Annotated in this window: 26 protein-coding genes; 14 read left to right on the top strand and 12 right to left on the bottom strand. The window is 72.4% G+C overall.

The genetic code is table 11. The annotated features are described in order from the left end of the window. Positions 1-95: 95 nt before the first annotated feature. On the top strand, positions 96-788 hold the full coding sequence (locus tag ACQEVZ_RS42950) for a type 1 glutamine amidotransferase domain-containing protein (RefSeq protein WP_344505016.1): 693 nt from the start codon (positions 96-98) through the stop codon (positions 786-788). A 34-nt stretch (positions 789-822) separates the two neighbouring features. On the opposite strand, the gene ACQEVZ_RS42945 is transcribed toward ACQEVZ_RS42950, so the two are convergent. The 7 genes from ACQEVZ_RS42945 to ACQEVZ_RS42915 form a co-directional block, all read right to left on the bottom strand. Continuing rightward, entirely contained in the window at positions 823-2,061 is a 1,239-nt protein-coding gene (locus ACQEVZ_RS42945; protein ID WP_433378576.1) for an MFS transporter, read from the bottom strand. Beyond that, entirely contained in the window at positions 2,061-3,299 is a 1,239-nt protein-coding gene (locus ACQEVZ_RS42940) for a type III PLP-dependent enzyme (protein WP_433378573.1), read from the bottom strand. The genes ACQEVZ_RS42945 and ACQEVZ_RS42940 overlap by 1 nt, the downstream gene beginning before the upstream one ends. Positions 3,300-3,475: 176 nt before the next feature. Then, positions 3,476-6,289 (bottom strand): putative bifunctional diguanylate cyclase/phosphodiesterase, encoded by a 2,814-nt coding sequence (locus ACQEVZ_RS42935; RefSeq protein WP_433378570.1) that lies wholly within the window; start codon positions 6,287-6,289, stop codon positions 3,476-3,478. Between the two features lie 116 nt (positions 6,290-6,405). Continuing rightward, complete coding sequence (locus tag ACQEVZ_RS42930) at positions 6,406-7,812, bottom strand: ROK family protein (protein WP_433378567.1); 1,407 nt, start codon at positions 7,810-7,812, stop codon at positions 6,406-6,408. Positions 7,813-7,912: 100 nt separating this feature from the next. Then, complete coding sequence (locus tag ACQEVZ_RS42925) at positions 7,913-9,172, bottom strand: sugar ABC transporter permease (RefSeq protein WP_433378564.1); 1,260 nt, start codon at positions 9,170-9,172, stop codon at positions 7,913-7,915. Continuing rightward, positions 9,169-9,942 (bottom strand): ATP-binding cassette domain-containing protein, encoded by a 774-nt coding sequence (locus ACQEVZ_RS42920; protein ID WP_344505009.1) that lies wholly within the window; start codon positions 9,940-9,942, stop codon positions 9,169-9,171. Before ACQEVZ_RS42920 ends, ACQEVZ_RS42925 begins: the two co-directional genes overlap by 4 nt. Positions 9,943-10,041: 99 nt before the next feature. Beyond that, positions 10,042-11,139, bottom strand: a complete 1,098-nt coding sequence (locus tag ACQEVZ_RS42915; protein ID WP_433378560.1) for a sugar ABC transporter substrate-binding protein — start codon at positions 11,137-11,139, stop codon at positions 10,042-10,044. A 303-nt stretch (positions 11,140-11,442) separates the two neighbouring features. Here ACQEVZ_RS42915 and ACQEVZ_RS42910 point away from each other — a divergent pair, with 303 nt between their 5' ends. Beyond that, positions 11,443-12,411 carry a hypothetical protein gene (locus ACQEVZ_RS42910; protein WP_433378557.1) on the top strand — a complete coding sequence of 323 codons (969 nt, stop codon included), beginning with the start codon at positions 11,443-11,445 and terminating at the stop codon, positions 12,409-12,411. A gap of 5 nt (positions 12,412-12,416) precedes the next feature. On the opposite strand, the gene ACQEVZ_RS42905 is transcribed toward ACQEVZ_RS42910, so the two are convergent. Further along, positions 12,417-13,289 carry a L,D-transpeptidase family protein gene (locus tag ACQEVZ_RS42905; RefSeq protein ID WP_433378554.1) on the bottom strand — a complete coding sequence of 291 codons (873 nt, stop codon included), beginning with the start codon at positions 13,287-13,289 and terminating at the stop codon, positions 12,417-12,419. 19 nt (positions 13,290-13,308) lie between these two features. On the opposite strand from ACQEVZ_RS42905, the gene ACQEVZ_RS42900 reads away from it, so the two are divergent. The 12 genes from ACQEVZ_RS42900 to ACQEVZ_RS42845 all read left to right on the top strand — a co-directional run bounded on the left by ACQEVZ_RS42900 (position 13,309) and on the right by ACQEVZ_RS42845 (position 23,024). Beyond that, entirely contained in the window at positions 13,309-14,079 is a 771-nt protein-coding gene (locus ACQEVZ_RS42900) for a M15 family metallopeptidase (RefSeq protein WP_433378552.1), read from the top strand. A 91-nt stretch (positions 14,080-14,170) separates the two neighbouring features. After that, entirely contained in the window at positions 14,171-15,688 is a 1,518-nt protein-coding gene (locus ACQEVZ_RS42895) for a PQQ-binding-like beta-propeller repeat protein (RefSeq protein WP_344505004.1), read from the top strand. Positions 15,689-15,702: 14 nt separating this feature from the next. Next, positions 15,703-16,017: a hypothetical protein gene (locus ACQEVZ_RS42890; RefSeq protein WP_433378548.1), complete on the top strand. Its 315-nt coding sequence runs from the start codon at positions 15,703-15,705 to the stop codon at positions 16,015-16,017. Further along, positions 16,014-16,358 (top strand): hypothetical protein, encoded by a 345-nt coding sequence (locus tag ACQEVZ_RS42885; RefSeq protein ID WP_433378545.1) that lies wholly within the window; start codon positions 16,014-16,016, stop codon positions 16,356-16,358. Before ACQEVZ_RS42890 ends, ACQEVZ_RS42885 begins: the two co-directional genes overlap by 4 nt. A 159-nt stretch (positions 16,359-16,517) precedes the next feature. Beyond that, the gene (locus ACQEVZ_RS42880) at positions 16,518-17,156 is read left to right on the top strand and encodes a TetR/AcrR family transcriptional regulator (protein WP_344505000.1); all 639 of its coding nucleotides are present in this window, start codon (positions 16,518-16,520) and stop codon (positions 17,154-17,156) included. Between the two features lie 74 nt (positions 17,157-17,230). After that, positions 17,231-18,208: a hypothetical protein gene (locus ACQEVZ_RS42875; RefSeq protein WP_433378542.1), complete on the top strand. Its 978-nt coding sequence runs from the start codon at positions 17,231-17,233 to the stop codon at positions 18,206-18,208. After that, positions 18,205-18,957, top strand: coding sequence for a nitroreductase family protein (locus ACQEVZ_RS42870; protein WP_433378539.1), 753 nt, complete (start codon positions 18,205-18,207; stop codon positions 18,955-18,957). Before ACQEVZ_RS42875 ends, ACQEVZ_RS42870 begins: the two co-directional genes overlap by 4 nt. Further along, positions 18,954-19,661 carry a nitroreductase family protein gene (locus ACQEVZ_RS42865; protein WP_433378536.1) on the top strand — a complete coding sequence of 236 codons (708 nt, stop codon included), beginning with the start codon at positions 18,954-18,956 and terminating at the stop codon, positions 19,659-19,661. Before ACQEVZ_RS42870 ends, ACQEVZ_RS42865 begins: the two co-directional genes overlap by 4 nt. Beyond that, positions 19,658-20,620 (top strand): zinc-binding dehydrogenase, encoded by a 963-nt coding sequence (locus ACQEVZ_RS42860; protein ID WP_433378533.1) that lies wholly within the window; start codon positions 19,658-19,660, stop codon positions 20,618-20,620. The genes ACQEVZ_RS42865 and ACQEVZ_RS42860 overlap by 4 nt, the downstream gene beginning before the upstream one ends. A gap of 20 nt (positions 20,621-20,640) precedes the next feature. Then, a complete protein-coding gene (locus tag ACQEVZ_RS42855; protein WP_433378530.1) occupies positions 20,641-21,354 on the top strand; it encodes an enoyl-CoA hydratase/isomerase family protein in 714 nt (237 codons plus the stop codon). 2 nt (positions 21,355-21,356) lie between these two features. Next, positions 21,357-21,842 (top strand): MaoC family dehydratase, encoded by a 486-nt coding sequence (locus ACQEVZ_RS42850; protein WP_433378527.1) that lies wholly within the window; start codon positions 21,357-21,359, stop codon positions 21,840-21,842. Positions 21,843-21,992: 150 nt separating this feature from the next. After that, positions 21,993-23,024, top strand: coding sequence for an extracellular catalytic domain type 2 short-chain-length polyhydroxyalkanoate depolymerase (locus ACQEVZ_RS42845; RefSeq protein ID WP_433378524.1), 1,032 nt, complete (start codon positions 21,993-21,995; stop codon positions 23,022-23,024). Positions 23,025-23,110: 86 nt separating this feature from the next. Here the strand turns inward: ACQEVZ_RS42845 and ACQEVZ_RS42840 are convergent, their stop codons facing one another. From ACQEVZ_RS42840 to ACQEVZ_RS42825, 4 genes are all read right to left on the bottom strand, one after another. Continuing rightward, the gene (locus ACQEVZ_RS42840) at positions 23,111-23,320 is read right to left on the bottom strand and encodes a DUF6289 family protein (protein WP_354890768.1); all 210 of its coding nucleotides are present in this window, start codon (positions 23,318-23,320) and stop codon (positions 23,111-23,113) included. Between the two features lie 135 nt (positions 23,321-23,455). Continuing rightward, positions 23,456-23,968, bottom strand: a complete 513-nt coding sequence (locus ACQEVZ_RS42835) for a flavin reductase family protein (protein ID WP_344504988.1) — start codon at positions 23,966-23,968, stop codon at positions 23,456-23,458. Beyond that, positions 23,965-24,786, bottom strand: a complete 822-nt coding sequence (locus ACQEVZ_RS42830; protein ID WP_433378519.1) for a VOC family protein — start codon at positions 24,784-24,786, stop codon at positions 23,965-23,967. Before ACQEVZ_RS42830 ends, ACQEVZ_RS42835 begins: the two co-directional genes overlap by 4 nt. Further along, the gene (locus ACQEVZ_RS42825) at positions 24,783-25,505 is read right to left on the bottom strand and encodes an enoyl-CoA hydratase/isomerase family protein (protein ID WP_433378516.1); all 723 of its coding nucleotides are present in this window, start codon (positions 25,503-25,505) and stop codon (positions 24,783-24,785) included. The genes ACQEVZ_RS42830 and ACQEVZ_RS42825 overlap by 4 nt, the downstream gene beginning before the upstream one ends. Between the last annotated feature and the right edge of the window lie 81 nt (positions 25,506-25,586).

Here is a 25,586-nt window from a genome sequence, read left to right as displayed (position 1 = left end):
CGTCCTCCTGCCGCGGGCGGGGCCCGTGAGCCGACGGCGAGGAGTCATCCCTTGAGGTGGTCGCCGGGGCGCCGGGAACGGGGACGATTCAGGGCATGGGGAAGATCCTGTTCGTGATGACCGGGGCGAGCTACTGGACGCTCAGGGACGGCACCAGGCACCCGACCGGCTACTGGGCCGAGGAGTTCACGGCGCCGTACGCCGCGCTCACCGGCGCCGGGCACGAGATCGTCGTGGCGACGCCCGGCGGGGTCGTGCCGCACGTGGACGTGATGAGCCTGCGGCCGGCGATGGCCGGCGGCGAGCAGGTCGCCCTGGAGCAGGAGGGCGTGATCCGCGGCGCAGGGGAGCTGCGGCGGCCGGTCGCGCTCGCCACCGCCCGCCTCGAGGACTACGACGCGGTGTACTACCCCGGCGGGCACGGGCCGATGGAGGACCTGTGGCAGGACGCCGACTCGGGACGGCTGCTGACCGCCGCCCTCGCCGCCGGCATGCCCCTCGCCGTGGTCTGCCACGCGCCGGTCGCCCTGCTCGCCACCCGGCGCGACGGGGTGTCGCCGTTCGCCGGGTACCGCGTCACGGCGTACACCAACGACGAGGAGGAAGCCGTCGGGCTGGCGAGCCGGGCGAGGTGGCTGGCCGAGGACGAGCTCGTCGCCATGGGCGTCGAGTTCAGCCGGGGCGAGGTCTGGAAGCCGTACACGGTCGTCGACCGCAACCTGTACACCGGCCAGAACCCCGCCTCGGCGGGGCCGCTCGCGCGACAGCTGCTCAGCGGCCTTTCCTGAGCGGGACGGACGCCGGCGGCGCCGTGGCGGTCGCTCAGCGGGCCGTCCTGAACCGGACGAACGCCGACAGCGCCGCCGCCGCGAGGGTCGCCGCCGCCACGCCGCTGGTGAGGCCGATCGCCGGGGCGGCGACCAGCGCCGGCAGCAGCCGCACCGCGACCGCCCCGCCGAGTGCCCGGGTCGAGGCGCTCCACGCGAGGACCGTCGTCACCGTGCCCGGGGCGGCGTCGCGGGCGATGCGGGCGTCCATGCCACCCTCGAACGCCGTCATCGACAGCCCCGACAGGAACTGCGCGAAGAACAGCCCGAGCAGGTGCGCCGGGGCGAGCAGCCAGCCGGCGAGCATGCCGACGCCCCACAGCGGCCAGGTGACCTGGATCGGCAGCCGGAGCCGGTCGACGAGCGAGACCGCCGACGACGACAGCAGGCAGCCGGCGCTGAACGCGATCGCCGCGCCCGCCACCGCCGTGTGACCGTGCAGCTCGCTGGCGAGGGCCACGGACAGCAGGGCGGGCCCGGCCGCGAGGAGCGTGACGAACCCGCCACCGGTGAGGACCGGCCACGGCAGCCGGGGGCGGCGCCGTCGGACCCGGGTCCTGGCCGGGCCAGGTCCGGCGTCGGTGCCGGCGTCGACGCCCGCCGAGTCGCGGACGCGCGCTCTGCGTGCGGTGAGGATCGTGGGGACGAGGCTCAGCCCGTACACGAGAAACACCGCCAGCTGGAAATGCCCCCGCAGCGGCAGCAGCGCCGCGACGCCGGCCCCCGCGGCCTCGACGGCGGCGATCGACAGCGCGTAGCGGGTCATCGCCTGCGGCCGGGCGTCGACGGCGGCGACCTCGGCCCGCATCGCGGCGAACCCGGCGTAGGCGGCGATGTGCATGACGACGATGCCCGCCGCGACGAGCTTGCCGTCCCAGCCGGCGAGCAGCGCGGCGAGCGTCGCCACCCGCAGCACGCCCTCGGTCCCGCCGGCGAGCAGCAGCAGCGTGCGCCCGTGCAGGTGCTGGGCGAGCCGGCCGGTGACGGGCGCGGACAGCACGACGCCGATGAGCATGGCGGCGTTGAACAGCCCGGCGAGGGCGAGCCCGCCGCGGTCCACGGCGACGAGGTTGAAGACGGTCCAGCCCAGCGACAGGCCGAACGAGTCGACGAGCCCGGACACCATCAGCTCGCGCAGCCGCCCGGCGCGCCGGCGCCCGCCGGGGGTCCCACTGCGATGGCGGGACGGGCGCGTGGGCCGGTGCGTCCGCGGGGGCGCAACGGCCGTGGCCATCAGCTGCCGCCCACCCGGGCACCGGGCAGGTGCACCGGCACCCGGGACGGGGCGACGCCGCCGACGAAGACGGGCTCCGGCGGCGGGAAGCCGTTGAAGTTGGAGGCGTAGCTCAGCGTGTACGCCCCGGCGGAGCCGATGTAGAGCTGGTCGCCGACGTCGATCGTGGACGGCAGGTTGACGCCGTAGAACATCGTGTCGGAGCTGTCGCAGGACGGGCCGGTGACGGTGAACGGCAGGTGCGGCACGAGCGCGTGGTCGGTGCGCGACGTCCACAGCGGGAACCGCCACTGCTGCACCGTCTGCTGCGTCTCCATCATGCCGTGGTAGGCGCCGATGTCGAGGTACAGCCAGTTCTCCCCGGCCCGGACCTCGCGGCCCAGCACCGAGGACACCATGACGGAGCTCTCCGCGACCAGGTGCCGGCCGGGCTCCGCGGCGAGGACCGGCGGCCGGTACGGCAGCAGCTCGTCGAGGGCCGGCACGATCGCGTCGGCGATCTGGGTCAGCGACGGCACCCGCTCGACGTAGCGGGCCGGGAAGCCGCCGCCGAGGTCGAGCATCTCCAGGTGGACGCCGTCGGTGGCGAGGGCCGCCATCAGCCGGCCGGCGGCCGCGATCGCCTGCCGCCACGCGCTGGTGGTCGCGCACTGCGAGCCGACGTGGAACGTGACGCCGTACGGCCGCAGGCCCAGCTCCCGCGCGAGCAGCAGGAGCGCCCGGGCCTCGTGCGCCTCCGCGCCGAACTTCCGCGACAGCGGGAAGCTGCTGGTGGAGTCGTCGACGCGCAGCCGGATGTAGACGGCGGCGCCGGGCGCGAGCTGGGCGAGCTTGTGCAGCTCACCCTCGGAGTCGAAGCTGAAGCGCCACAGGCCGGCCTTGCGGGCCTCGACGATCGCGGCGGGCGGCTTGATCGGGTTGCTGTACAGGACCTCGGCGGGGTCGACGCCGATCTCCTGCAGCATCCGCAGCTCACCGATGGAGGCGACCTCGAAGCCGGCGCCCAGCGCGGCGAGCGTGCCGAGGATGTCGGTGCTGGGGTTGCACTTCATCGCGTAGAACGTGGACACGCCCGGGATCGCGGCGGCGAACGCGGTGTACCGGTCCGCGACGGTGTCCAGGTCGACTGCCAGGAACGGCGTGGGCACGTCGAGACCCGCCAGGGCCCGCGGCCCGAGGGCGGCCGGCCAGTGGCCGGGCAGGTCCAGACGCGCCTGGTCGGTGATGGCAGCCGTCATCAATGAGCTCCTTCTCGTGATGCCTGGTGATGGCCCTGTGATCGCACGTCGGGGCGCGGCGGCTCGCGCCTCGCCCCACGGTGAGATCGGCACGCGCCGGCGGTTCCTGGACATGAGTGGCGTTGCTGGACGGGGGCGAACCCCCACGCGGCCGCACCGGTGCGGCAACCGGGACCTCAGGCGGCGAGAGCGGCCGGGTCGCGCAGCAGGGCGCCGGCCTCGTCCGCCGGGAGCGGGCGGGAGAAGTAGTAGCCCTGGGCGAGGTCGCAGCCCATCCGGCGCAGCGCGAGGAACTGCGCGTACTGCTCGATGCCCTCGGCGACCGTCGCCATCCCCAGGCTCTGCCCGAGCTGCACGATCGTGCGGGCGAGGGCCGCGTCGGGGGTGGCGCCGCCGATGCGCTCGACGAAGGAGCGGTCGATCTTCAGCGTGTCGACGGGGAAGCGGCGCAGGTATGCCAGGGACGAGTAGCCGGTGCCGAAGTCGTCGATGGCGAGCCTGACACCGATCGCCTTGAGGCTGAGCAGGACCGCGAGGTTCTCCTCGGTGTCGGTCATCAGGACGCTCTCGGTCATCTCCAGGCACAGCCGCTCCGGCGGCAGCCCCGTGTCGGCGAGGACGCCGGCGACGATCGCGGGCAGGTCGGTCTGGTCGAACTGGCGGCCGGAGACGTTGACGGCCATCGTCAGCACCCGGTCCGGGTCGCCGGCGCCCCACTCGACGCCCTGGCGGCACGCCTCGGCCAGGACCCACTGGCCGAGGGGGCGGATGAGGCCGGTCGACTCGGCGAGCGGGATGAAGTCGGCGGGGGAGATCATGCCCCGGACGGGGTGGTTCCAGCGCACGAGCGCCTCGAAGCCGGTGACGGTGCCGGAGCGCAGCTCGATCGTCGGCTGGTAGTACAGGACGAGCTCGCCGGTGCCTTCAGTACCTCCAGTGCCTCCAGTGCCTCCAGTGCCTCCAGTGCCTCCAGTGCCTCCCGTGCCTCCCGTGCCTCCCGTGCCCTCCAAGGCGCGGCGCAGGTCGGCGGCGAGCTGCAGCCGGTCGACGAGCCCGGAGTGCATCGCCGGGTCGTAGCGCGCGAAGGTGCCCTCGCCGGCGGCCTTCGCGCGGTACATGGCGAGGTCGGCGTTGCGCATGAGCTGGTCGGCGTCGGCGGCGTCGGGGCCGGTGAGGGCGATGCCGATCGAGCCCCGCACGTGGATTTCCGTATTGTCGATATCGAATTGCAGGTCGAGGGCGTCGATGATGCGGGTGGCCAGGTCGTCGGCGTCATCCGCGTTGTCCACCACGTCGATGAGGACCGCGAACTCGTCGCCGCCGAAGCGGGCGACGGTGTCGCCGGGCCGGACCGCGGCGGCGAGCCGGTCGGCGACCTGCACGAGCAGCTGGTCGCCGGCGGCGTGGCCGAGGCTGTCGTTGACCTCCTTGAACCCGTCGAGGTCCAGGAACAGCACGGCGATGTCGGCGTCGCCGCGGCGGCGCAGCGCGAGCTCGACCCGGTCCTTGAACAGGGCCCGGTTCGCGAGTTTGGTGAGGCCGTCGTGGAACGCCTCGTGGACGAGCTGGTCCTCGAGCTCCTTGCGTTCGGAGATGTCCCGGGAGTTGAGCACGAGACCCTGCACGTTGGCGTCGGCGAGCAGGTTGGTGACGGTGACCTCGGCGAGGCGGAGGTGCCCGTCGGCGTGCCGCATCGGGATCTCCACGACCCGGCTGGCGTAGGGGGTGTCGGCGACCGCGCCGAACGCCTCCTCGAGGCGGGCACGGGCCTCGTCGGGCAGGAAGCCGGTGAGCCGCTGCCCGGCGACGTGCTCGCGGTCGTAGCCGAAGACGCGGGTGATCGACTCGGACTGGTAGGTGACGGTGCCGTCGACGGCGACGACGGTGACGACGTCGGAGCTGTGCTGCACGAGCGCCTGGAAGCGCTGCTCGCTGGCGCGCAGCTCGGCGGTGCGGGCCTCGACCCGGTCCTCCAGGTCGCGGGTCAGGTTGCGGTTCTCCAGCAGGGTGAGCAGCTGGCGGCCGACGATGAGCAGGATGATCGCGGACCGTGACCAGGACACGACCGGGTCGTGCGCGCCGTGCCTGAGCACCTCGAACGCGCTGGTGCACAGGGCGCCGAGGACCGCGATGTAGGGCAGCATGACGCCGAGCGGGCGGGTCAGCGCGTCGGAGTCACCGGCCGCGTGCTCGAGGTCCGGTTTGCGGGACGCGACGAGGATCAGCACGAACCCGACGAACCAGCCGAGGTCGAGCACGGCGCCGGAGCCGTAGTTGTCGATGAGCGTCAGGTACGCGTAGCCGCTGTCGGACACCGTGAACGCGGCCAGCCCGGTCCCGACCAGCGGCAGCGACATGGGCCGGTGCCCGCCGGCACGCAGCCGGGCGAGCATGAACAGCACCACGGTGAGCACGACGACGTCGCCGCCCGGGTACCAGAGGGTGACCAGCAGCGCGAGGAAGCTGTCGGCGCCCTGCCGGGCGAGCGGGCCCAGGATCAGGATCCAGGTGATGAGCAGCAGCGACGCGGCGATCATGAGCCCGTCGAGGATGCTGCGGGCCTGCTGGGCGACGCTCTGCCGGCTCATCGGCAGCACGAGCAGCCCGGCCGCGGTGAACGGCATCATCCAGAAGTAGCCGGCGTCCGCGAGGGACGGGAACGGCACCTCGGTGCCCTGGATCGTCTCGTACCAGATGCAGAACATCTGCCCGACGCCCCAGGAGAACGCGCCGAGCCCGGTCAGCGCCCACGACCAGCGCACCCGGCGCGCGACTGGGCGCTGGGCCTTGCCCAGCGCCTTCGTCAGGCACCCCCACGCGGCGGCGAGCGCGGCGGCGAAGAGCGCGACGTTGGACGTGTTCTGGGCGACGATGGGCCCGCCGGCGCCGGTGACGAGCGCGACGAACAGCAGGGCGGTGACGGCGGCGGCGGTCCCGCACAGGATCGCGTACCCACGCGTCGGGACGACGTGCCGCAGCCTGCCCAGCAATGTCGCCTCCCGTCGCGGTTCCCGTCCAGCGCCGGAAAGATCGGGTGACGGGCAGGAGAGCTGAGGCGTCGCGGAGCCCGGCAACCGCACCGCACCCGGAATTACGGAATTGCTGGTTACGCGAAATCCAGGGGGTCGGCGAAGAGCGGCTCGAACGCGAGCTCGGCGGCGCCGAGCAGCGCGGCGTCCTCGCCGAGCACCGGGGTCCGCAGCCGGACGTGCTCGCGGCAGGCGGGCAGCGCGTTGCGGTTGAGGCGGCTGCGCACCTGTGCGGCGGATGCGAGGTACACCTCCCGCAGCGTGCCTCCGAAGATCACCATCTCCGGGTTGAAGATGTTGACGAGGTTCGCCACGCCGAAGCCGAGCCAGTCGCCGACCTGCCGGACCGCCGCCTGCGCCGAGGCGTCGCCCCGCCCGGCCGCGTCGACGACGGCGAGGATGCCGTCGCGCCCGGACGACGGGTTGCGGCCTGCGGCGGCGAGCAGCGCGTGCTCGCCGATCTCGGTCTCCCAGCAGCCGTGGGAGCCGCAGCTGCACGGCTTGCCGGCGGGGTTGACGACCATGTGCCCGACCTCGCCGCCGTAGCCGCCGTGGCCGGTGACGGGGCGCCCGGCGGCGATGATGCCGCCGCCGACGCCGGCGTCGCCGTAGAGGTAGACGACGTTGTCGCAGCCGACGGCGGCGCCGCGGGCGTGTTCGGCGAGCGCGGCGAGGTCGGCGTTGTTGCGCACCTGCACCAGCGCCCGGGTCGGCGCCGGCTCGGGACCGTCCGGCTCGCCGAGGTCCTCGTCGGTGTCGTCGGCGGCGTCGGTCCCGCCGGGTCGCGCGGGCCGCGCGGATTGCGCGGACCGGGTCAGCGCGCCGGACGGGTCGACCAGGTCGTGGGCCTGCGGCGTGCGCTGCGCGGGCACGATGCCCGCCGGGGCGGTGCGCACGCCGGTGGCGGGGAACAGGTCGACGCCGGTGCTGATGATGACGTCGGCGAGGGCCTCGCCGAGCGGCTGGTCGACCCAGCCGAGCTCGGGGCCGAGCCGGACGAACCCGTCCTCGCGGCGCACCATGGCGGAGACCGCCGCGGCGCTGCCGACGAGCCTCGCCCCCGGCGGGGCGGCCTTCTGCATCTGCCGGACGAAGTCGGCGATCGGCGCGACGACCTGGGCGGCGCTGCGGTCGCCGCGTTGCCGGACGGCGGCGTGCCGGTCGAGCACGACGCCGCCGAGCCCGACGCGGGCGGCGACGATCCGGTCGACCTCGACGGCGAACGCGAACACGTACACGTGCTCGGACTCGGGCCGCACGACCAGGGAGGGCCGGCCGGCGCGGCCGCGCTGCTCGCGGGGGACGCCCTCGCTGACGAGCCCGGCCGCCGCGAGGTCGGCGGTGAGCGCGCCGATCGTGCTGCGGTTGAGTCCCAGGCTCGTGGTCAGGTCGGCGCGGGACATGGCGCCGTGGAGGTGCACGGAGCGCAGGAGAGCACCGAGGTTGCTCCTGCGGATCTCCTCCTGGCTGGGGCCGACGCGCATGCTCGACTTTCTCGTTGATGGCTGCCGCTAACCGTACGGCCGTCCCGCTGGCCGGACCAGAGCCGTTCTGGCAGCTGTTCCGACCGGCGGGACGGCGCGGCTATCTCAGCCCGGCTGATGCGGCCCGGCGGCGGGACAGGGCGTCGATGCCGGCGGCGGCGAGCAGCACGACACCGGTGACGATGAACTTCTGCCCGGCGCTGTACTGCATGAGGCCCATGCCGTTCTCGATGACGGCGACGACCGCGCCGCCGAGGACGGCGTCCAGGACCCGGCCCTTGCCGCCGAAGAGGCTGGTGCCGCCGATGACGGCGGCGCCGACGGCGTAGAGCAGCACGTTGCTGCCGCCGGTGTTGGGGTCGACGGACGCCTGCCGGGACGCGGCGATGATGCCGCCGACGGCGGCCATGCCGGAGCAGATGACGAAGACGGAGATGCGGATCGCGTCGACGTTGATGCCGGCCCGGCGGGCCGCCTCCTTGTTGCCGCCGACCGCGTACAGGTGCCGGCCGTAGGCGGTGCGGCTGAGCACGAACGTCCAGATCACCAGCAGGATGCCGATGAGCAGGACGACCATCGGCACGCCCTTCTGCGAGAACAGGATGTTGCGGCCGCGTTCGAGGTTGAGCACGTAGACGCCGACGCCCATGAGCGCGGCGATCGAGCCGACGCGCAGCGCGATCACCGACATCGGCTCGACGGCGAGCCCGCGGCGGGCGCGGCTGGTGCGCTTCCACAGCTGCAGCGCGGTCAGGGCGACGATCGTCACGCCGTACAGGATCCAGCCCTGCAACGGGGTGAACCGGCCGTCAAAGTTGATCATCTTGATGGTCGGGTCGTCGACCGAGATGATCGTGCCGCCCTTGATGAGCAGCAGCACCGCGCCCTGGAAGGCGAGGAACGCGGCCAGGGTCACCACGAACGACGGGATGCCGATCTTCGACACCAGCAGGCCGATGACGAGGCCGATGGCTACCCCGGTCACGACGGCGCCGAGGATCGCCACGTACCAGGGGAACCCGTGCGTGGTGAGCAGGGTCGCCAGGACCGCGGCGCAGACGCCGCTGGCGTAGCCCGCGGACAGGTCGATCTCGCCGAGCAGCAGCACGAACACCAGGCCCATGGCGATGACCGTGACGGCGGCACCCTGGGAGAGCAGGTTGGCGAAGTTCGCGGCGCTGAAGAACACCGGCCGGGCGACCGAGAAGATGATCGTGAGCGCGATCAGGCCGAGGATGGCCGGCAGCGCGCCCATGTCGCCGCCGCGGACCTTCGCCAGGTACGTGCGCACGTAGAGGCCGAGGGTCGCCGGCTGGCCGGCGGTCGACTTCTCCTCCGGCGGCACGGTGGACACGGTCATGCCGTCGCTCCGTTCTTGCGCAGGCCGAGGTCGCCGCTGCGACCGGCGGTGATGAGCTCCACGACCTGGGAGTGGGTCACGTCGGTCGCGCTCACCTGGGCACACATCTGGCCGAGGTACAGGGCGGCGATGCGGTCGGCGACCGCGAACACGTCGTTCATGTTGTGCGAGATGAGCACGACGGCCAGGCCGTTGTCGGCGAGGCGCCGCACCAGCTCCAGGACCTGGGCGGTCTGCGCGACGCCGAGCGCGGCGGTCGGCTCGTCGAGCACGACGAGGCGGTTGTTCCACAGCACGGCCTTGGCGATCGCGACCGTCTGCCGCTGTCCGCCGGACAGGCTCGACACGTGCTGGCGGACCGACTTGACGGTGCGCACCGACAGCCCCGCGAGGGTCTCCGCGGCGCGCTGCTCCATCGTGATGTCGTCCAGGACGATGCCGCTCTTGATCTCGCGGCCGAGGAACATGTTCTGGACGATGTCGAGGTTGTCGCAGAGCGCGAGGTCCTGGTAGACGATCTCGACCCCGAGCGCGGCGGCGTCGCGCGGCCCGTGGACGCTGACCGGCTTGCCGTCGAACAGGTACTCGCCCGAGTCGATCGAGTAGATCCCGCCGAGGCACTTGACCAGGGTGGACTTTCCGGCGCCGTTGTCGCCGACGAGGGCGGTGACCTGGCCCGCGTACGCGGAGAAGTCCACGTCACGCAGGACCTGGACCGGTCCGAAGCTCTTGTTGAGCCCACGGACCTCCAGCAGAGGTGTGTCGGTCACGATGCTCCTTCTTGCATGTCCGACGACGGGTGGTGACGGCAGCGCGCAGGCCCGGTGTCCGCGCGGGGGGAACGCGGACACCGGGCCGGTCGGCTGGTGTTACTTGATGCCCGCCGTGGCGCACTTGGCGGCGAAGTCGCCGGTGCACAGCTCGGCGACCGTGACATAGCCGTCGTCGACGACGTCCTTCACGTTGTCCTTCGTGATCGACTTCGGGGTCAGCAGGACGGCGTCGACCTCACGCTTGCCCTCGGGGTCGGTCACCTTCTGCGAGGTGGCGCCCTTCTCGCCCTTGGCCAGGCCGATGGCGAGCTTGGCGGCGGCGTCGGCCTCCTGCTTGACGGCCTTGTAGACGGTCATGCACTGGTCACCGTTGAGGATGTTCTGCAGGCCCTGGACGGTCGCGTCCTGGCCGGTCACCGGGACCTTGCCGTTGAGCTTCTGCTTCTTGAGGATGTTGATCGCGGCGTTGCCGAGGCCGTCGTTGGCGGCCAGGACGCCCGCGATGTTCGGCGTCGAGGTCAGCATCTGCTCGAAGACCGTGCCGGCGGTGGTGTTGTCCCACTCCGCGACCCACTGGTCCGGGCCCTTCACGTACTCGGCGCTGTCGTACTTGGCCTTGAGCACGCCGTCGTAGCCCTGCTTGAACAGGGTCGCGTTGTTGTCGGTCTGGGAGCCGTTGAGCTCGGCGATGACCGGCTTGGTGGCCTTCGCGTCGGTGAGGCACTTGACGAGGCCCTCACCCTGCAGTTTGCCGACCGCGACGTTGTCGAAGCTGACGTAGTACGCCGCCGAGCCGCCCAGCGTGAGCCGGTCGTAGTCGATGGTGGCGACGCCGGCGGCCTTGGCCTTGTCCAGCACGGCCTTGCCGGTGCCGGAGTCCAGGTTGACGATCATGAGGACGTTGACGCCGCCCGTGATCATCTGCTCGGCGATGGTCTGGAACGCGGCCTTGTCGTTCTGCGCGTTCTGGATGTCGTAGTCGACGCCGGCGGTCTTGAACGCCGCCTCGAGGTATTTGCGGTCCGCGGTCTCCCAGCGGGCCGAGGACTTGCTGTCAGGCAGGATCACGCCGATCTTCGGCTTCTTGGCGTTGCCGCCGCTGCCGGAATCGGCGGCCTTGTCGTCGCCGCAGGCGGTGAGACCGCCGGTGGCGAGGACGCCGACCGCCAACAGGGAGAGGATCCCTCTGCGCATTGCACGGGTCCTTTCGGATATGCGCCTCAGGGCGCTGGGGGGTTTCGGGGGCGGGGGGCACCGTCGGGGTGTCTTCGGGACGACGGTGATTGTTGTGCCCGGCAACGTATTCCTCCGCGACCGGTGGGCACAAGTCCACCGCGATTTCGAAAATGTTGTTGGCGGTAACAATTGCGCAACGCCGACGCAACCGCTCCCGCCGACATGATCATCGCCGGATTCGGTTGCCAGCTGGTTGCGTAGAACGTGAAACCTGAGCGTTGTTTCCGCTTCGCTCCATTCGTCGTGGCTATCCTCGAGATCATGATCACTCCGCCGTTCGCGCCGGAGATCCTTGCCGAGTTCCCGGAGCTGACCGCGCTCGGCCGGACCTCGACCCGCCTGCACCCGCGCCGTGCCACCTCCGGCGCGCCCGGTTCCGGTTCCGGTTCTGGTGCCGGTTCTGGTGCCGGTTTTTGGGGGCCGGGCGCCGCTTCCCGCGCGGCAGGTGCCCCCTCCGGCGTGGCCGACGTCGGCGCGCCGCACGCCGCCCGGGTGCCCGATGCCGCCGTCCACCCGCCCAGGGCGGGGGACAGCCACGTCGGCGGCCCCCTGGCGTGGCCGGCCGACGAGCCGTGGCCGCTGTGCACGCACGAGCTGCGCGACGGCCGCCCGCACGCCAGGGGGAACCCGCTGGTCCCGCTCGCCCAGTTGTGGGCGTCGGACGTCCCTGACCTGCCCCGCACCGACCCGCACGGCGACATCTTCGACGTCCTGCAGGTCCTGTGGTGCCCCGTCGAGCACCTGCGCGACACCGCCGGCCCCGCCGTGCAGATCCGCCGCCGGCGCGCCGCCGACCTGCCCACGGACCTGCTCACCGACCCGCCGCAGGGCGACGTCCAGCACGCCGGCTGGCTGCCGACGCCGTGCCTGCTGCACCCGGAGCAGGTCACCGACTACCCGTGCGCCGACGCGCTGCCGCCGGCCGTCCGCGACCGCATGCCGCCGGGTGTCGCGGCCGGGTTCGTCGCGCCCGGCTGGAAGGTCGGCGGCTACCCGCGCCGCCCCGGCGGGTTCCCGTGCCCGCACTGCGGCACGCCCAGCGACCTGCTCCTGGTCATCTCCGATCACGAGTACGACGACGAGTCGTTCCACTGGATCCCCATCGAGGAGCAGGACCTGGACTGGTCCGCCCCCGACGGCGACGCGCACCAGCGCCCGACGGGCCTGCGCCTCACCACCGACGTGCACCTGTTCACCTGCCCCGGCTGCGGCGCCACCCACGTGGGCTGACCGGTTCAGTACCGCGACAGCTGGCCGGTCGGCGACAGCACGATCCGCGGGTTCGCCGCCGGGTTCAGCCACCGCAGCAGCGCCACCAGGTCACCGGTGGGCAGCGCGACGCAGCCGAGCGTCGGGTTGCCGTTGGTGACGTGCAGGAAGATGCCGGACCCGCGGCCCGGCGTCGCCGGCATGTTGTAGCGGATCACCGCGAAGTGGTTGTACTGCGGGCTGATCTGCCACAGCGGCTCGCTCGGCCCGCCGGGGTTCGCCCCGTGGTGGAACGTGTTGTAGCCGGGGGAGTCGCTGTTCTCGTCCCACCAGTCGTCCTGCACCACCCGGTGGTAGGTGTACTTCACGCCGGGGTTGGCGGAGATGCCGTACATGGTCCCGTCGAAGCCGAACACGCCGGTCGGGGTCGTCTTGTCGCCCTCGTGCTTGGCGCCGCTGAACCCGTTGGCGCCGATCTTCGCGGTCATCGCCGGCAGCGCCGGCTGCCACGCCCCGCCGGTCTTCGCGTAGGCCTGCAGGCTCGCCGTGGTCGCGGACGCGCTCGCCGCCTGCACGATCACGACCTGTGTCGTGCCGGACGGCAGCGTCCTGAGCCGCGACGCGTCGTTCGCCGCGACCGCCGCCGCGGCGGTCTTCGACGGCGACGGCTTCTTCGACGCGGAGGCCGACGCGGACGGTGACGCCGGTACCGACGGTGACGTCGCCACCGGTGTCGTCTCGGCCTCCAGGGGCGGCGCCGCGGCCTCCGACGCGGACGGGCTCGACTCCGGCTGCGCGGATCGGGAGGGCTTCCCGCCGCACGCCGTGAGCACCAGCAGCAATGTGGCGAGCGTGAGCAGGGCCTGTGGGGCGCGTCGTCTGCGCTGGTCAACCGGCACGACACATAGTATCGGCCGCATGCACAACCGTTCCCGCACCCGCCCGGTCGCCGCCGTCGTGAAGTTGGCGCTGGCGTCGGCGCTGGTCCTGCCCGTGCTCGCGGGTTGCGGGGGCGACTCCGGGGGCACCGCCGCGAGCGGGTCGCCGCCGTCACGGGCCGTCGCGGCGAGCCCGTCGACCGCGTCGCCGAGCGCCGCGTCGCTGAGCGCCGCCGGTACACCCGCCTTCGTCGGCACGGTCGAGGTGCTGTCCGCCGAGGCGCGGCAGCGGATGACCGGCGTGTCGTGGCGGCCCGGCTGCCCCGTCGGCCTCGACGACCTGCGGCTGCTGCGGCTGTCCTACGTCGACTTCGACGGCACCGCCAGGGTCGGTGAGCTGGTCGTGCACCGCGCCATCGCCGACCCGGTCGTGCGGGTCTTCGGCCGGCTCTACGCGGCGCGGTTCCCGATCCGCAGCATGCAGACGATCGAGGCGTACGGCGGCAGCGACGACGCGTCCATGGCCGCGGACAACACGTCGGCGTTCAACTGCCGCAACGTCCCGAACACCACGCACTGGTCCAACCACGCGTACGGCCGCGCGATCGACGTCAACACCGTGGAGAACCCGTACCTGCCGGGAAAGCAGATCATGCCGTCCGCCGGCAAGGAATACCTGGACCGGCGTAATGTCAGACCCGGCATGATCGTGGCCGGTGACGTGGTCGTGACCGCGTTCAAGGCGGAGGGGTTCGCCTGGGGAGGCGCCTGGAAAACCGGCGTGGACTACCAGCATTTCGAAAAACCGTGATGGGGTGCCGCGCGGGGTGAGGCCGGTGGCACGGATCCCATAGCGCCGTTCGGGGGAGCCGCGGGTGGCGGTCGATCGACATACTGGCGCAATGTCACGTACGGCGGCCTTCCGCCTCTCCATCGCTGCTGCCCTGGCCCTGGTCGTCGGTGGGGTCGCCACCGCCGCGTACGCGCTGCGCGACACCGCCTCCGAGACCCCGGACGTGACCGCGACCGGGGCGCCCGCCGAGCCGGCGTCCCCGTCACCGGCGAAACCGGCGTTCACCGGCTGGTCGGACCCCGCGATGGTCGGCAAGCCGTACGGGACGAAGGTGCAGGGGCTGCTGACGTTCCGCGGCAACCCGACCCGCACCTACTACGGGCAGGGCCCGGTGCCGCGGGAGATGCCGGTGCGCAAGTGGCAGTTCCCGAAGACCGGCGGGCTGTGCCGCATGTCGGAGGACAAGGGCAAGACGACGCAGTGGTGCGGCAACGGCTGGACCGGCCAGCCCGCCGTGTTCGAGAAGGACGGCCGGACGTGGGTGGTGTTCGGCGCGTACGACGGCGCCATCCACTTCCTGGACGCCGCCACCGGCGAGCGGATCATCCCGGACTTCCAGACCGGCGACATCATCAAGGGCACCGTCACCATGGACCCAGACGGCTTCCCGCTGCTGTACTCCGGCTCCCGCGACAACTACTACCGGGTCATCGCCCTGGACCGGGGCAAGCCGACCGAGCTGTGGAAGCTGTCGGCGAACGCGGTGAAGCCGACGATGTGGAACGACGACTGGGACGGCTCCGGCCTGATCATCGACGACTACCTGTTCGAGGGCGGCGAGAACAGCCAGTTCCACATCGTGAAGCTCAACCGCGGCTACGACGCCAACGGCAAGGTGACCGTCGACCCGAAGCTGGTGTTCAACACCCCCGGCTGGGACCAGCAGCTGCTCAAGGACTTCGGCGACACCAACGTCTCCATCGAGAACTCCGTCGCGATCTACAAGGACGTCGTGTATTTCGCGAACTCGGGCGGGCTCGTGCAGGGCTGGGACATCAGCGGCCTGAAGGCCGGCAAGACCCCGACCCGCGTGTTCCGGTTCTGGACCGGTGACGACACCGACGCCTCGATCGTCATCGACGAGGACGGTTTCCTGTACGTCGGCTCGGAGTACGAGAAGGGCAACGCCCGCTCCAAGCAGGTCGGGCAGATGCTGAAGCTCGACCCGTCGAAGCCCGACAATCCCGTCGTCTGGTCGGTCAAGGACCAGGGCAGCAAGCCCGCCGGCATCTGGGGCACGCCGGCGCTGTTCAAGGACATCGCCATCTTCGACACGACCGGCGGCGACGTCATGGGCCTGGACCGCGCCACCGGCGCCGTGCGGTGGAAGTTCCACGTCCCCGGCAACGAGACCTGGCAGTCCCCGGTCGTCGTCGACGACACCCTGTTCATCGGCGACTGCTCCGGCGTCATGCACGCCTACGACGTCAAGGACACCAACGCCCAGCCGACGCTGCTGTGGGAGCTGAAGATCGGCGGCTGCATCGAGTCGACCCCCGCCGTCTGGAAGGGCGCCATGTACTTCGGCACCCGGGCCGGCGCCATCCACTCCTTGTCGGTCTCCTGACCCAGTATCCTAGGATGCCTTACGCGACGTGCGCGCCGGCACAAGCTGAGGATCCTGACCGCCGCGCCGGGATGCAGGCCGACTGCATCCCGGCGGAGCTGGTCGCCCGCCTGGTGGGGCTCGGTCACGCCGGAGAGGTGGAGCTGCAGGCAGGTCGCGGGGAATGGTTCTGCGCGCTGGAGCTGGCCCGCAGGCGGCCGGAGCGGTCGGCGGCGCTGCTCGCGCCGTTCGTGGCGACGGGCTGGTGGACGGCGGCGAGGGCCATGGCGGAGCTGCTGGAGGGGCAGGGCCGGGTCGCCGTGCTGCGCGACTGGGGGCGACCTCGGTGAACGGCCGTGACGCGCTCGCCGAGCTGCTGGCCAGGCACGACCGGGTCGAGGAGCTGCGGGCGTACGCGGCGGCCGAGTATCACGGGGACGCCGCGCGACGTCTCGCGGAGCTGCTGGAGGAGCGCGGTGACGTGGAAGGCGCGATCGCCGTCTACCGCGACCCCGGCGACTCGGGGTCCCGCCGGGTCTTCGGCCCCTGTCCCGGCCGGGGGAGTCGGGCGCTTGCGGGCTACCTGCTCGACCTCGGCCGGGTGAAGGACGCCGTGGCGGTGCTGCAACGGCCCATGCCCAGGCCGGCCGGGCTGACTTCGGTGGGACCGGTCGATGGGCCGCCGTTCTGAGCGTCGCGTTTTAGGCTGTATGAGGGTGACAGCACGAGGCGGTGCGCAAGCTGGCACTTCGCGCCGTACCCTGTGCGCACGAAAGTTTGAGGGGTCCAGCAGCAAACCTTCCGACCGGACGGTAGGCTCTGGGCTCCGCAGCGATACAGGAGGCCGTAAATGGCTCGTGCGACGTCCGCCCGGCCGGAGTCGACCCGCCGCCGGCAGCGGTGGCCGGACGGGTACGACCCGGAGAACACCCGCAAGTCGCTGATCACGAGCGCGCTGGACCTGTTCGAGAAGCGCGGCTTCGACCGCACGTCGGTGCAGGAGATCGCGGACCAGGCGCAGCTGACGAAGGGTGCGTTCTACCACCACTTCGAGAGCAAGGACGACCTGCTGCGGCACATCCAGGAGGAGTACCTGGAGGCCCAGCTCACCGCGATCCAGCAGATCGAGGCCGGCAGCGACGACCCGGCGGTGCGGGTGCGCGAGCTGATCCGGTTCAGCCTGACCAGCGTCGCCGAGTACCGGGCGCACGTGACGATCTTCTACCAGGAGCGGCGGTACCTGACCGGGGAGCTGTTCGCGGAGGTGACCCGCAAGCGGGACCTGGTCGAGGCGGCCTTCGCCGGGATGGTGCAGGACGGCGTCACACGGGGTGTGTTCCGCGCGGACGTCGACGCCCGGATCGCCACGTTCGGTCTGGTCGGCATGTGCGCGTGGGCGTACCAGTGGCTCAACCTGAGCGGCCCGCTGAGCGTGGACGAGGTGGCGCGCCAGTTCAGCGCCATGGTCCTGGAGGGCCTGTACGCCTGATGGGCAGGGCGAACCCTTGAGTGGGCCGCTCCCGGTGTGATAGATACCTTCCAGTCGGAATGATTGGAGGGTCCATGACGCGGGCGGTTCGGGCAGGCATGGACTTCGTCACCGCGCTGGACCGGGGCAGCCTCGGCGGCCTCGCCCGGCTGTGCGCGCCCGGCGCGACCTGGTGGGTCGACACCGGACCGGACCGCCGCGGCGGCGACCCGGCGGTGTCGCCCGGCGGCAGCGGCCGGTTCCCGTTGCACGGGCTGATGCGCATGGACGACAAGCTCGCGCTGATGCGGTCGCTCGGCCCGAAGGCGTTCCCGACCGGCTGCCGGCAGATCCCGCGCCGGGTGATCGCCGGGACCGACGTGTGCGTCATCGAGGTCGAAGGCCACGGTCTGCACGCCTCCGGCCTCGAATACGCCAACCGGTACGCGTTCGTGTTCGACGTCGACGCCGCCGGGGCGATCGTGTCGGTGCGCGAATACCTCGACACCATCCACGCCCAGCACGTCGTCGGCGCCGGCGCCCCGGTGCCCCGCACCACCCTGGACCACGTGCCCGGGCCCGGCGGGCAGCGGCCGGGGAGCCGGGCGGAGGAGCTGGCGCTCGCGCTGTGGCCGGCCCTCGCCCGAGGCGACGTCGATGCCTTCGCGGCGCTGTTCGGCGCCGGCGCCACCTGGTGGACCGACTCCGGCCGGGACCGTGGGCGCGGGCGGCTGCACCGTACCGGCGACATCACCGCGAACGGCCCCTTCCACGGCACCGTCGCCATCGCCGACAAGCTCACCGCGATGCGGGCCAGGATCGCCTCCGGTGCCTACGCCTCCGCGGCCGTCACCGTCACCCCGCACCGGTGGGTCGCCGACGACACCCTCGTGGCGATCGAGGCGAGCGGCGACGCGACCCTGGGCGGCGGGCCCCAGCAAGAGAACCGGTACCAGAACCGCTACCTGTGGGTCGTGGACACCGCCCCGGACGGGATCGCGCAGGTTCGGGAGTACTGCGACACCCTGCACATCGCCGACCTGATGGGCTACGACGCGGAGGTCGGAGCATGACCGGGCTTCCCTTCACCGACCTCAACCACGTCCTCACCACCACCCGGTCGGTGCGGCTGCGGCTGGACTACGACCGGCCGGTGCCCCTCGACGTGATCGGCGAGTGCCTCCAGCTGGCGGTGCAGGCCCCGACCGGCGGCGCCGCCGAGGACTGGCGCTGGGTCGTCGTCGGCGACCCGGACCGCAAGGCCGAACTGGCCCGCCTGTACCTGGACGCCTACCTGGAATACGTGCACAAGCCGCTGCACAGCGCCGAGGGCGCCGAGAGCCGGATCGTGCGGGGCCGTCTCGGCGGGGTCGACGAGCACGGCGCGGTCAGCGCCCGGACCGCGCGGATCCTCGGCGGCGCCGAGCACCTCGCGCACCACATCGGCCGGGCGCCGTTCCTGGTCATCCCGTGCGCGACCCGGCCCAACCCGGCCAAGGGCGGCCCCGGCACGCACTCGGCCGTGTACGGGTCGCTGTATCCGGCGATCTGGCAGTTCAACCTCGCGCTGCGGGCCCGCGGGCTCGGCACCGTCATCACCACCCTGCACCTGCACCACGCCGCCGCCGCGGCCACGCTGCTCGGCATCCCCGACGACGCCCTGCAGATCACCATGCTCCCGATCGCGTACACCCAGGGCACCGACTTCAAGGTCGCCGCCCGCAAGCCCGTCAGCGACGTCGCCTTCCTCGACCGGTGGGGCGACCCGCTGCCCTACGAGGACAAGCCCGTCGACCGCCTGACGGGAGAGGACACCGCATGACCGTCCCCGCCGTGATCACCGACATCGACGAGGTCCTGACCACCACCCGCGCGGTGCGGCACCGCATGGACTTCACCCGGCCCGTCGACCGTGCCGTCGTCGAGCACTGCCTGCGGCTGGCCCAGCAGGCGCCGATGGGCTCCAACCTCGAGGACTGGCGGATCGTCGCCGTCGACGACCCGGCGCTGAAACGCCGCATCGGCGCGCTGTACACCGAGGTGTGGCACCAGACCGTCGAGGGGCCCCTCGCGGGCGGTGAGGCGGCGACGACCACCCGGCTGTCGCCGTCGGTGCGGCCCGACCCGGTGTCGCAGGCCCGGCAGGCGCGGATCCTGACCGCGGTCAAGTACCTGGTCGACCACCTCGAGGAGGTGCCGGTCCTGGTCGTGCTGTGCAGCACCAAACCGGTCCCGCAGCGCCCGCTCGGCGGCACCGCGTCCGGCTACTACGGCTCGATCTTCCCGTTCGCCTGGTCGTTCCAGCTGGCGCTGCGCTCCCGCGGCCTGGGGTCGGTGATGGCGACCGCGCTGGCGCACAAGGCGACGCAGGTGCGGGAGGTGCTCGGCCTGCCCGACGACTGGCGGCCGATCACGCTGCTGCCGGTCGCCTACACCAAGGGCCTCGACTTCCGGCCCGCAGCCCGCGCCGACCTCGGCGACGTGACGTTCTGGAACGGTCCCACCGAGCGGGCCGGGTCCGCGTGAGGGCCGCCTACGTCATCGAGCCGTCCCCGGCCGACCCGGTCGCCGCGATCCGGGTCGGCGACCTCGACACCCCCGCGGTCCCCGACGGCTGGGTCCGCGTCGACGTGCGGGCCGGCGCGCTCAACATGCACGACCTGTGGACGCTGCGCGGCGCCACCCGGCACCCGGGCACCGGCCGGCACGTGCTCGGCAGCGACGCCGCCGGGGTGGCCGGCGGGCAGGACGTCGTGGTCTACCCGGCGCTGCCCGCGAACGGTGGGAACGGCGGGCGGGTCGTGGCGCACGCGACCCTGCTGCCCGACGCCGGTCACGGTGTGCTCGCCGAGCACATCGCCGTCCCCGCCGCACACGTCCTGCCGCGCCCGGCGCACCTGGACTGGGCGGAGGCGGCGAGCCTGCCGACGGCGTGGCTGACCGCGTACCGGATGCTGTTCACCAAGGCCGCCCTCGCCCCCGGGCAGGTGGTGCTGGTGCAGGGCGCCGGCGGCGGCGTGGCGACCGCCGCGGTCAGCCTGGCCGTCGCGGCCGGCGCCACCGTCGTCGTCACCTCCCGGTCCGAGCGGAAACGGGAGCGGGCCCTCGAGCTCGGCGCCGCCGCGGCGTTCGACACCGGCGCTCGGATCCCGGAGCCCGCCGACGTCGTCGTCGAGACCGTCGGCGCCGCGACGTTCGAGCACTCGACCCGCTCCACCCGCGTCGGCGGGACGATCGTCGTCTGCGGCGGCACCAGCGGCTTCACCGCGAGCCTCGACCTGACCCGGCTGTTCGCCCGGGAGATCACCGTCCACGGGTCGACGACGGGATCCCTGGCGGAGTTCCGGGCGCTGCTCGACTTCGTCGCCGAGCACCGGCTCCGTCCGGTCGTCGACAGCACCGTCGACCTCGCCGACATCGCCACCCAGGCCACGCGGATGCTGTCCGGCGCCGCCTTCGGCAAGCTCTGCGTGCGTGTCGCATGACCGCTCCAGACCGCGGGCCTGTGGTGGCTACCCGCCGAGGGGCGGCGCTGTGGGCGCGGATCGACCGGCCCGGCGCCGGCAACGCGTGCAGTTCCGCGGTCATGGCCGGCCTGGAGGAGTGGCTCGCCGCGGCCGACGAACCCGGCATCCGCGTCCTCGTGCTCACCGGCACCGGACGCAGCTTCTGCGCCGGCGCCGACCTCACCGAGGCCACGGCGCTGCTCGGTGACCTGACAGCGCTGCGGAAGTTCCTGGACCGGGGCCGGAGGCTGGTCCGTGCGGTCATGGCCGCCGGTGTACCGACGATCGCCGCCGTCAACGGTGCCGCGTTCGGCGGCGGCCTCGAACTGCTGCTCGCCTGCGACGTCGCCGTCGCCGCGGACACCGCCCGGATCGGTGACCGGCACATCGCCGTCGGCCAGGTCCCCGGCTGGGGGTCCAGCGTGCTGCTGCCGCTCGCCGTCGGGCCGGCGGCCGCCCGGCGGCTGCTCATCGCGGGCGAGACCTGGACCGGCGAGGACGCCGCGCGCCGCGGGCTCGTCAGCGAGACGGTCCCCGCCGCGGACCTCGACCGGCACGTCGAGGCCCTCGCCGAGCGGATCGCCGCCCTGGACGAGGCGGCGGTGCGGCGCATGCTGCGGGTCGCCCGGCCGGTCGTCGCCGCCGACGCGTGGGACCGCGAATGGACCACCCTCACCGAACACGTCACCGCCCTCGCCACCGAACCGGAGTGACCATGCGACCCGTCCGTCTCACCACCGTGCCCGCCCCCGACGACCTGCTCGGCCTGGTCGGCCACGAGCTCGGCGCCAGCGAGCCGCAGGTGCTCACCCAGGAGCAGGTGGACCAGTTCGCCGACGTCACCAGGGACCGCCAGTGGATCCACGTCGACGTCGAACGCGCCCGCTCCGGCCCGTTCGGCACGACGATCGTGCACGGGTTCTTCACCCTCGCCCTGGTGCCGCGCCTGCTCGCCGACATCCTGGAGGTGCAGGCCTACTCGATGGGCGTCAACTACGGCCTGGACCGGGTCCGCTTCGTCAAGCCGCTCCCGCCGGGCGTCCAGATCCAGGGCACCGCGACGCTGCTGTCCGCGAAGCCGATCGAGGCCGAGGCCGGCCGTCCCGCCGGCGTGCAGGCGAAGGCGTCGGTGGTCGTGGAGTTCGCCGAGACCGGCGAGACCTGCTGCGCCGCGGAGATCCTGTTCCGCTACTACAGCTGAACCACAGCGGACAGGTCAGGCGGCGCACGGCCAGAGCCGGACATGCCGGCCACACCCGCGGACATCGAACTATGTGCCTGGCGTCGATGGTTCGCCGGCGCCTGGTCCCCCTAGCCTCGGCGGACACACCCCGCCGCCACGGGAGGATCCATGAGATTCCTCGTCCGCTCCGTTACGGCCGCCGCCGTGACCGCCCTGCTCGTGCTGGCCGGCGCCATGCCGGCGTGGGCCGCGAACCCGCCCACCAAGCCGCCCGTCGCCGGATCGCTCGGCACCTACAACGTCTCGTCCGTGTACGTCGCCGGCGTCTCGTCCGGCGGCGCGATGGCCACGCAGCTGCACGTCGCGTACTCGTCACGGATCCAGGGGGCGGCGATCTTCGCGTCCGGGCCGTACTACTGCGCCCAGAACAACGCCGGCCAGGCGCTGTACGGCTGCATGGACAACGTGTGGCCGACGTACCTGACGAACCTGCAGACGTACACGCGCACCTGGGCGGCATACGGCTGGATCGACCCGGTCGGCAACCTCTCCGGCCGGCCCGTCTACGTGTTCCACGGCAACGGCGACACCACGGTCAAGAAGTCCGTCAACGACGACCTGGTCCGCTACTACCAGCATTTCGGCGCGAGCGTGCAGTACGACAGCGGCTCGTCCGCCGGGCACGCCTGGGTCGGTCCGTACGGGACGGTCAGCTGCTCGGCCACCGCGTCGCCGTTCCTCAACGACTGCGGCACCGACCCACAGAACGCGTTCCTGCGCAAGCTGTTCGGCTCGGTCAACGGGCCCAACACCGGCGCGCTCGGTGGCCGGCTGATCAGCTTCAGCCAGAACACCTTCGCCGTCAACGGCTACGCCAACGGGATCAGCATGGGCGCGACCGGTTTCGCGTACGTCCCGTCGGCGTGCACCGCAGGCCAGTCGTGCCGCCTGCTCGTCGCGCTGCACGGCTGCAAGCAGGCCTACACCGAGGTCGGCACGGCCTTCGTCGACCGGGCCAACCTCAATCAGTACGGCGACACGAACAGCATGATCGTGCTGTATCCCCAGGCGCTCGCCACTGCGGTCAACCCCAACGGCTGCTGGGACTGGTGGGGCTACCTGGGCGCGACCAACTACCCGATCAAGGGCGGGGCGCAGCTGGAGACCATCATGAACATGGTGCGCCGCCTGGACGGCTGAGCGGTGCTCTGCCGCGCCGGGCTCACGGCGCGTCCACGGTCGACTTCCTGGACGCGCCGTGAAGGGCGACCCGGCCGGGCCGGGCGTCACACCGGGCCGGGGCCGCCCCCGCAGCCCTGCACGATGTAGGTCGAGTAGCCGGCTTTGATGCCCCAGTCGAGGACGACGCCCTGACAGTTCGTGGTGTGCCCGCCCTGCTGGTGGGTGCGCGCGGCGTCGGAGTAGAAGAGCCAGCCGCACATCGTGTCGGCCGGACACGCGCTGTACGCGGCGGCCGGCGTGACCGGCGCCAGCACAAGCGAACCTACGACCACTGCGGATGCCAGCGCGAAGCGACGGAACAACGAAGTCATAAAGTGATGTTCGCCAATGTACTGTCGAAGCGCAAGAGCTCCAGGTGAACGCTCAAGCCGGCGGGCGGCTGCGCGGACCTACTCGGTGGGGCCGGTGGGGGCGACGAACCGGCCGCGGTAGAACGACAGGGCCGGAACCTTCGTCGGCTTCAGGTGCACGTGGTCGACGTCCACCAGCACGATGACGTGGTCGCCGCTGGTGATCACCTCGTCGCGGACCCCGGCCAGGATCGCCGGGGTGCCGGGCAGCAGCGGCACGCCATCCGGGCCGGGCGCCCAGGACACGCCGCTGAGCTTCTCCGCGCCGGACAGCCCCGAGGTCGCGAACCGCCGGGCGATGTCCTCCTGGTCCTGGCCGAGGATGTGGATCGCGATCCGGTCCGCCGCGACGAGCACCTTGAAGCTCGACGACGACGTCGCCACGCAGAACAGCACCTTCGCCGGGGACAGCGAGACCGACGTGAACGAGTTGACGGTCAGCGCCGCCACGGCACCGCCGGCCGCCGTCGCGGTCACGGCGGTCACCCCGGTGGGGAAGTGCCCGCAGACCTGGCGGAACTCGGCGGAGTCGAACAGGGGCTCGGTCGTCATCGGTCCACCGCCGGGGGAGAGGAGTTGGGAGCGTCGGGGCGCAGGCCACCTTCGAGCTGCACCAGGCACAGGGTGTGCCCACCGGGGTCCTTCACCAGGTGGAGCCGCCCGTGCGGGCTGTCGACGGGGCCGACGGTCGGCGTGCCGCCCAGGTCGGACACCCGCGCCAGCGCGTCGTCGAGGGAGCCGACGTTGAAGTACGTGATCCACTTCGACGGGATGATGTTCGGCCACTCGTTGTCCAGTTCCAGAACGCCGGCGACGGGCACGTCGCCGAGCATGAGGACCGTGTACGGGCGGGCGGTCGGCGAGTCGTCGCGCTGCTGGGTGGCGTAGCCGAACAGGTCCTGGTAGTAGGCGACCGAGCGTTGCGGCTCGCCGGTGTCCAGCTCGTTCCAGCACAGGGCGCCGACGGTGTTGAGCGTCTGCACCCCCGCCCGGGACTCACCCTGGTACAGGCCGAACGCCGCGCCGAACGGGTCGACGACCACGGCGCCGGTGCCGGCCGCCGGCAGGTAGCGCGGCGGGGTGACGAGCTCCCCGCCGAGCGTGACGGCCTGGTCCGCGGAGCGTGCGACGTCGTCGACGGCGAAGTAGGCGATCCAGCCGCGGGGCCGGCCGCCGTGCAGGCCCGTGGCGTCGGAGATGCCGGCGACGTCGTGCCCGTCGACGCTGCACATCCGGTACGTGGTGGCGCCGAGCTGCTCGTGCCGCACGGTCCAGCCGAGCAGCGCGCGGTAGAAGTCCTCGGCCTGCTGCGGGTCGGTGGTGCACAGCTCCACCCAGACGGCCTCACCGGGCTGGAACGGCGGGTTCACGCGGTCACGCTCGCGACGATCGTGCGGGCGGAGACCTCGTAGGCGTGCTCCGGGGAGCCGGTGGCGAGGCTCGACTCGACCACCTCGACGACCGCGCGCAGGGTGTGCGGCGGCACGGCGGCGAGCGCCTCGACGAGGGCGTCGACCTCGCTGTCGAGGTCGTCGTCGGCGACCACCCGGGCGACCAGGCCCCAGCCGAGCAACTGGTCGGCGGTCGCGGTGCTCGCGCCGGTCGCCAGCGCGTACGCGTGCGGGCGGGGGAGGGCCTGGGCGATGGTGTGGCCGACGCCGGCGGGGGCGAAGCCGAAGCGGGCCTCGGGCAGCGACAGCCGGGCGCCGGCGGCGGCGACCGGCAGGTGCACGGCGCTGAGCAGGCCGGCGCCGAAGCCGATGACGTGCCCGCGGACCGCGCTGACCACGGGCACCGGCAGCCGTCTGATGCGGTGCAGCGCGGCGTCGCTGTCGCGCAGCCCGGCGGCGACCGCCTCCTGGGTGGTGCCGGCGAGCGCGGCGAACGACGTGGTGTCCCAGCCGCCGCAGAAGTGCCGGCCCGCCATGTCCAGTCGGATCACGGCGCAGGTGCCGTCCGCGGCGGCGGTCTCCATCGTGGCGACGAGCCCGGCGAGGGCGCCGTCGTCGAAGCAGTTGCCGCGGGCCGCGTTGTCGTAGCGGACGCGGGCGACGCGACCGTCGTGTTCGCGGGTGAGGGTGATGGCCACCGCCGGATCATACATACCAGTCGGTATGAAGACAACGATGCTGGCAGACGGGGGTGTGTCACGCGGTCGTTACGGACCTGA

The organism is Dactylosporangium sp. CA-152071 (assembly GCF_050936335.1).
Lineage (GTDB): Bacteria > Actinomycetota > Actinomycetes > Mycobacteriales > Micromonosporaceae > Dactylosporangium > Dactylosporangium maewongense.
This window is presented reverse-complemented; position numbering and strand designations above follow the sequence as displayed.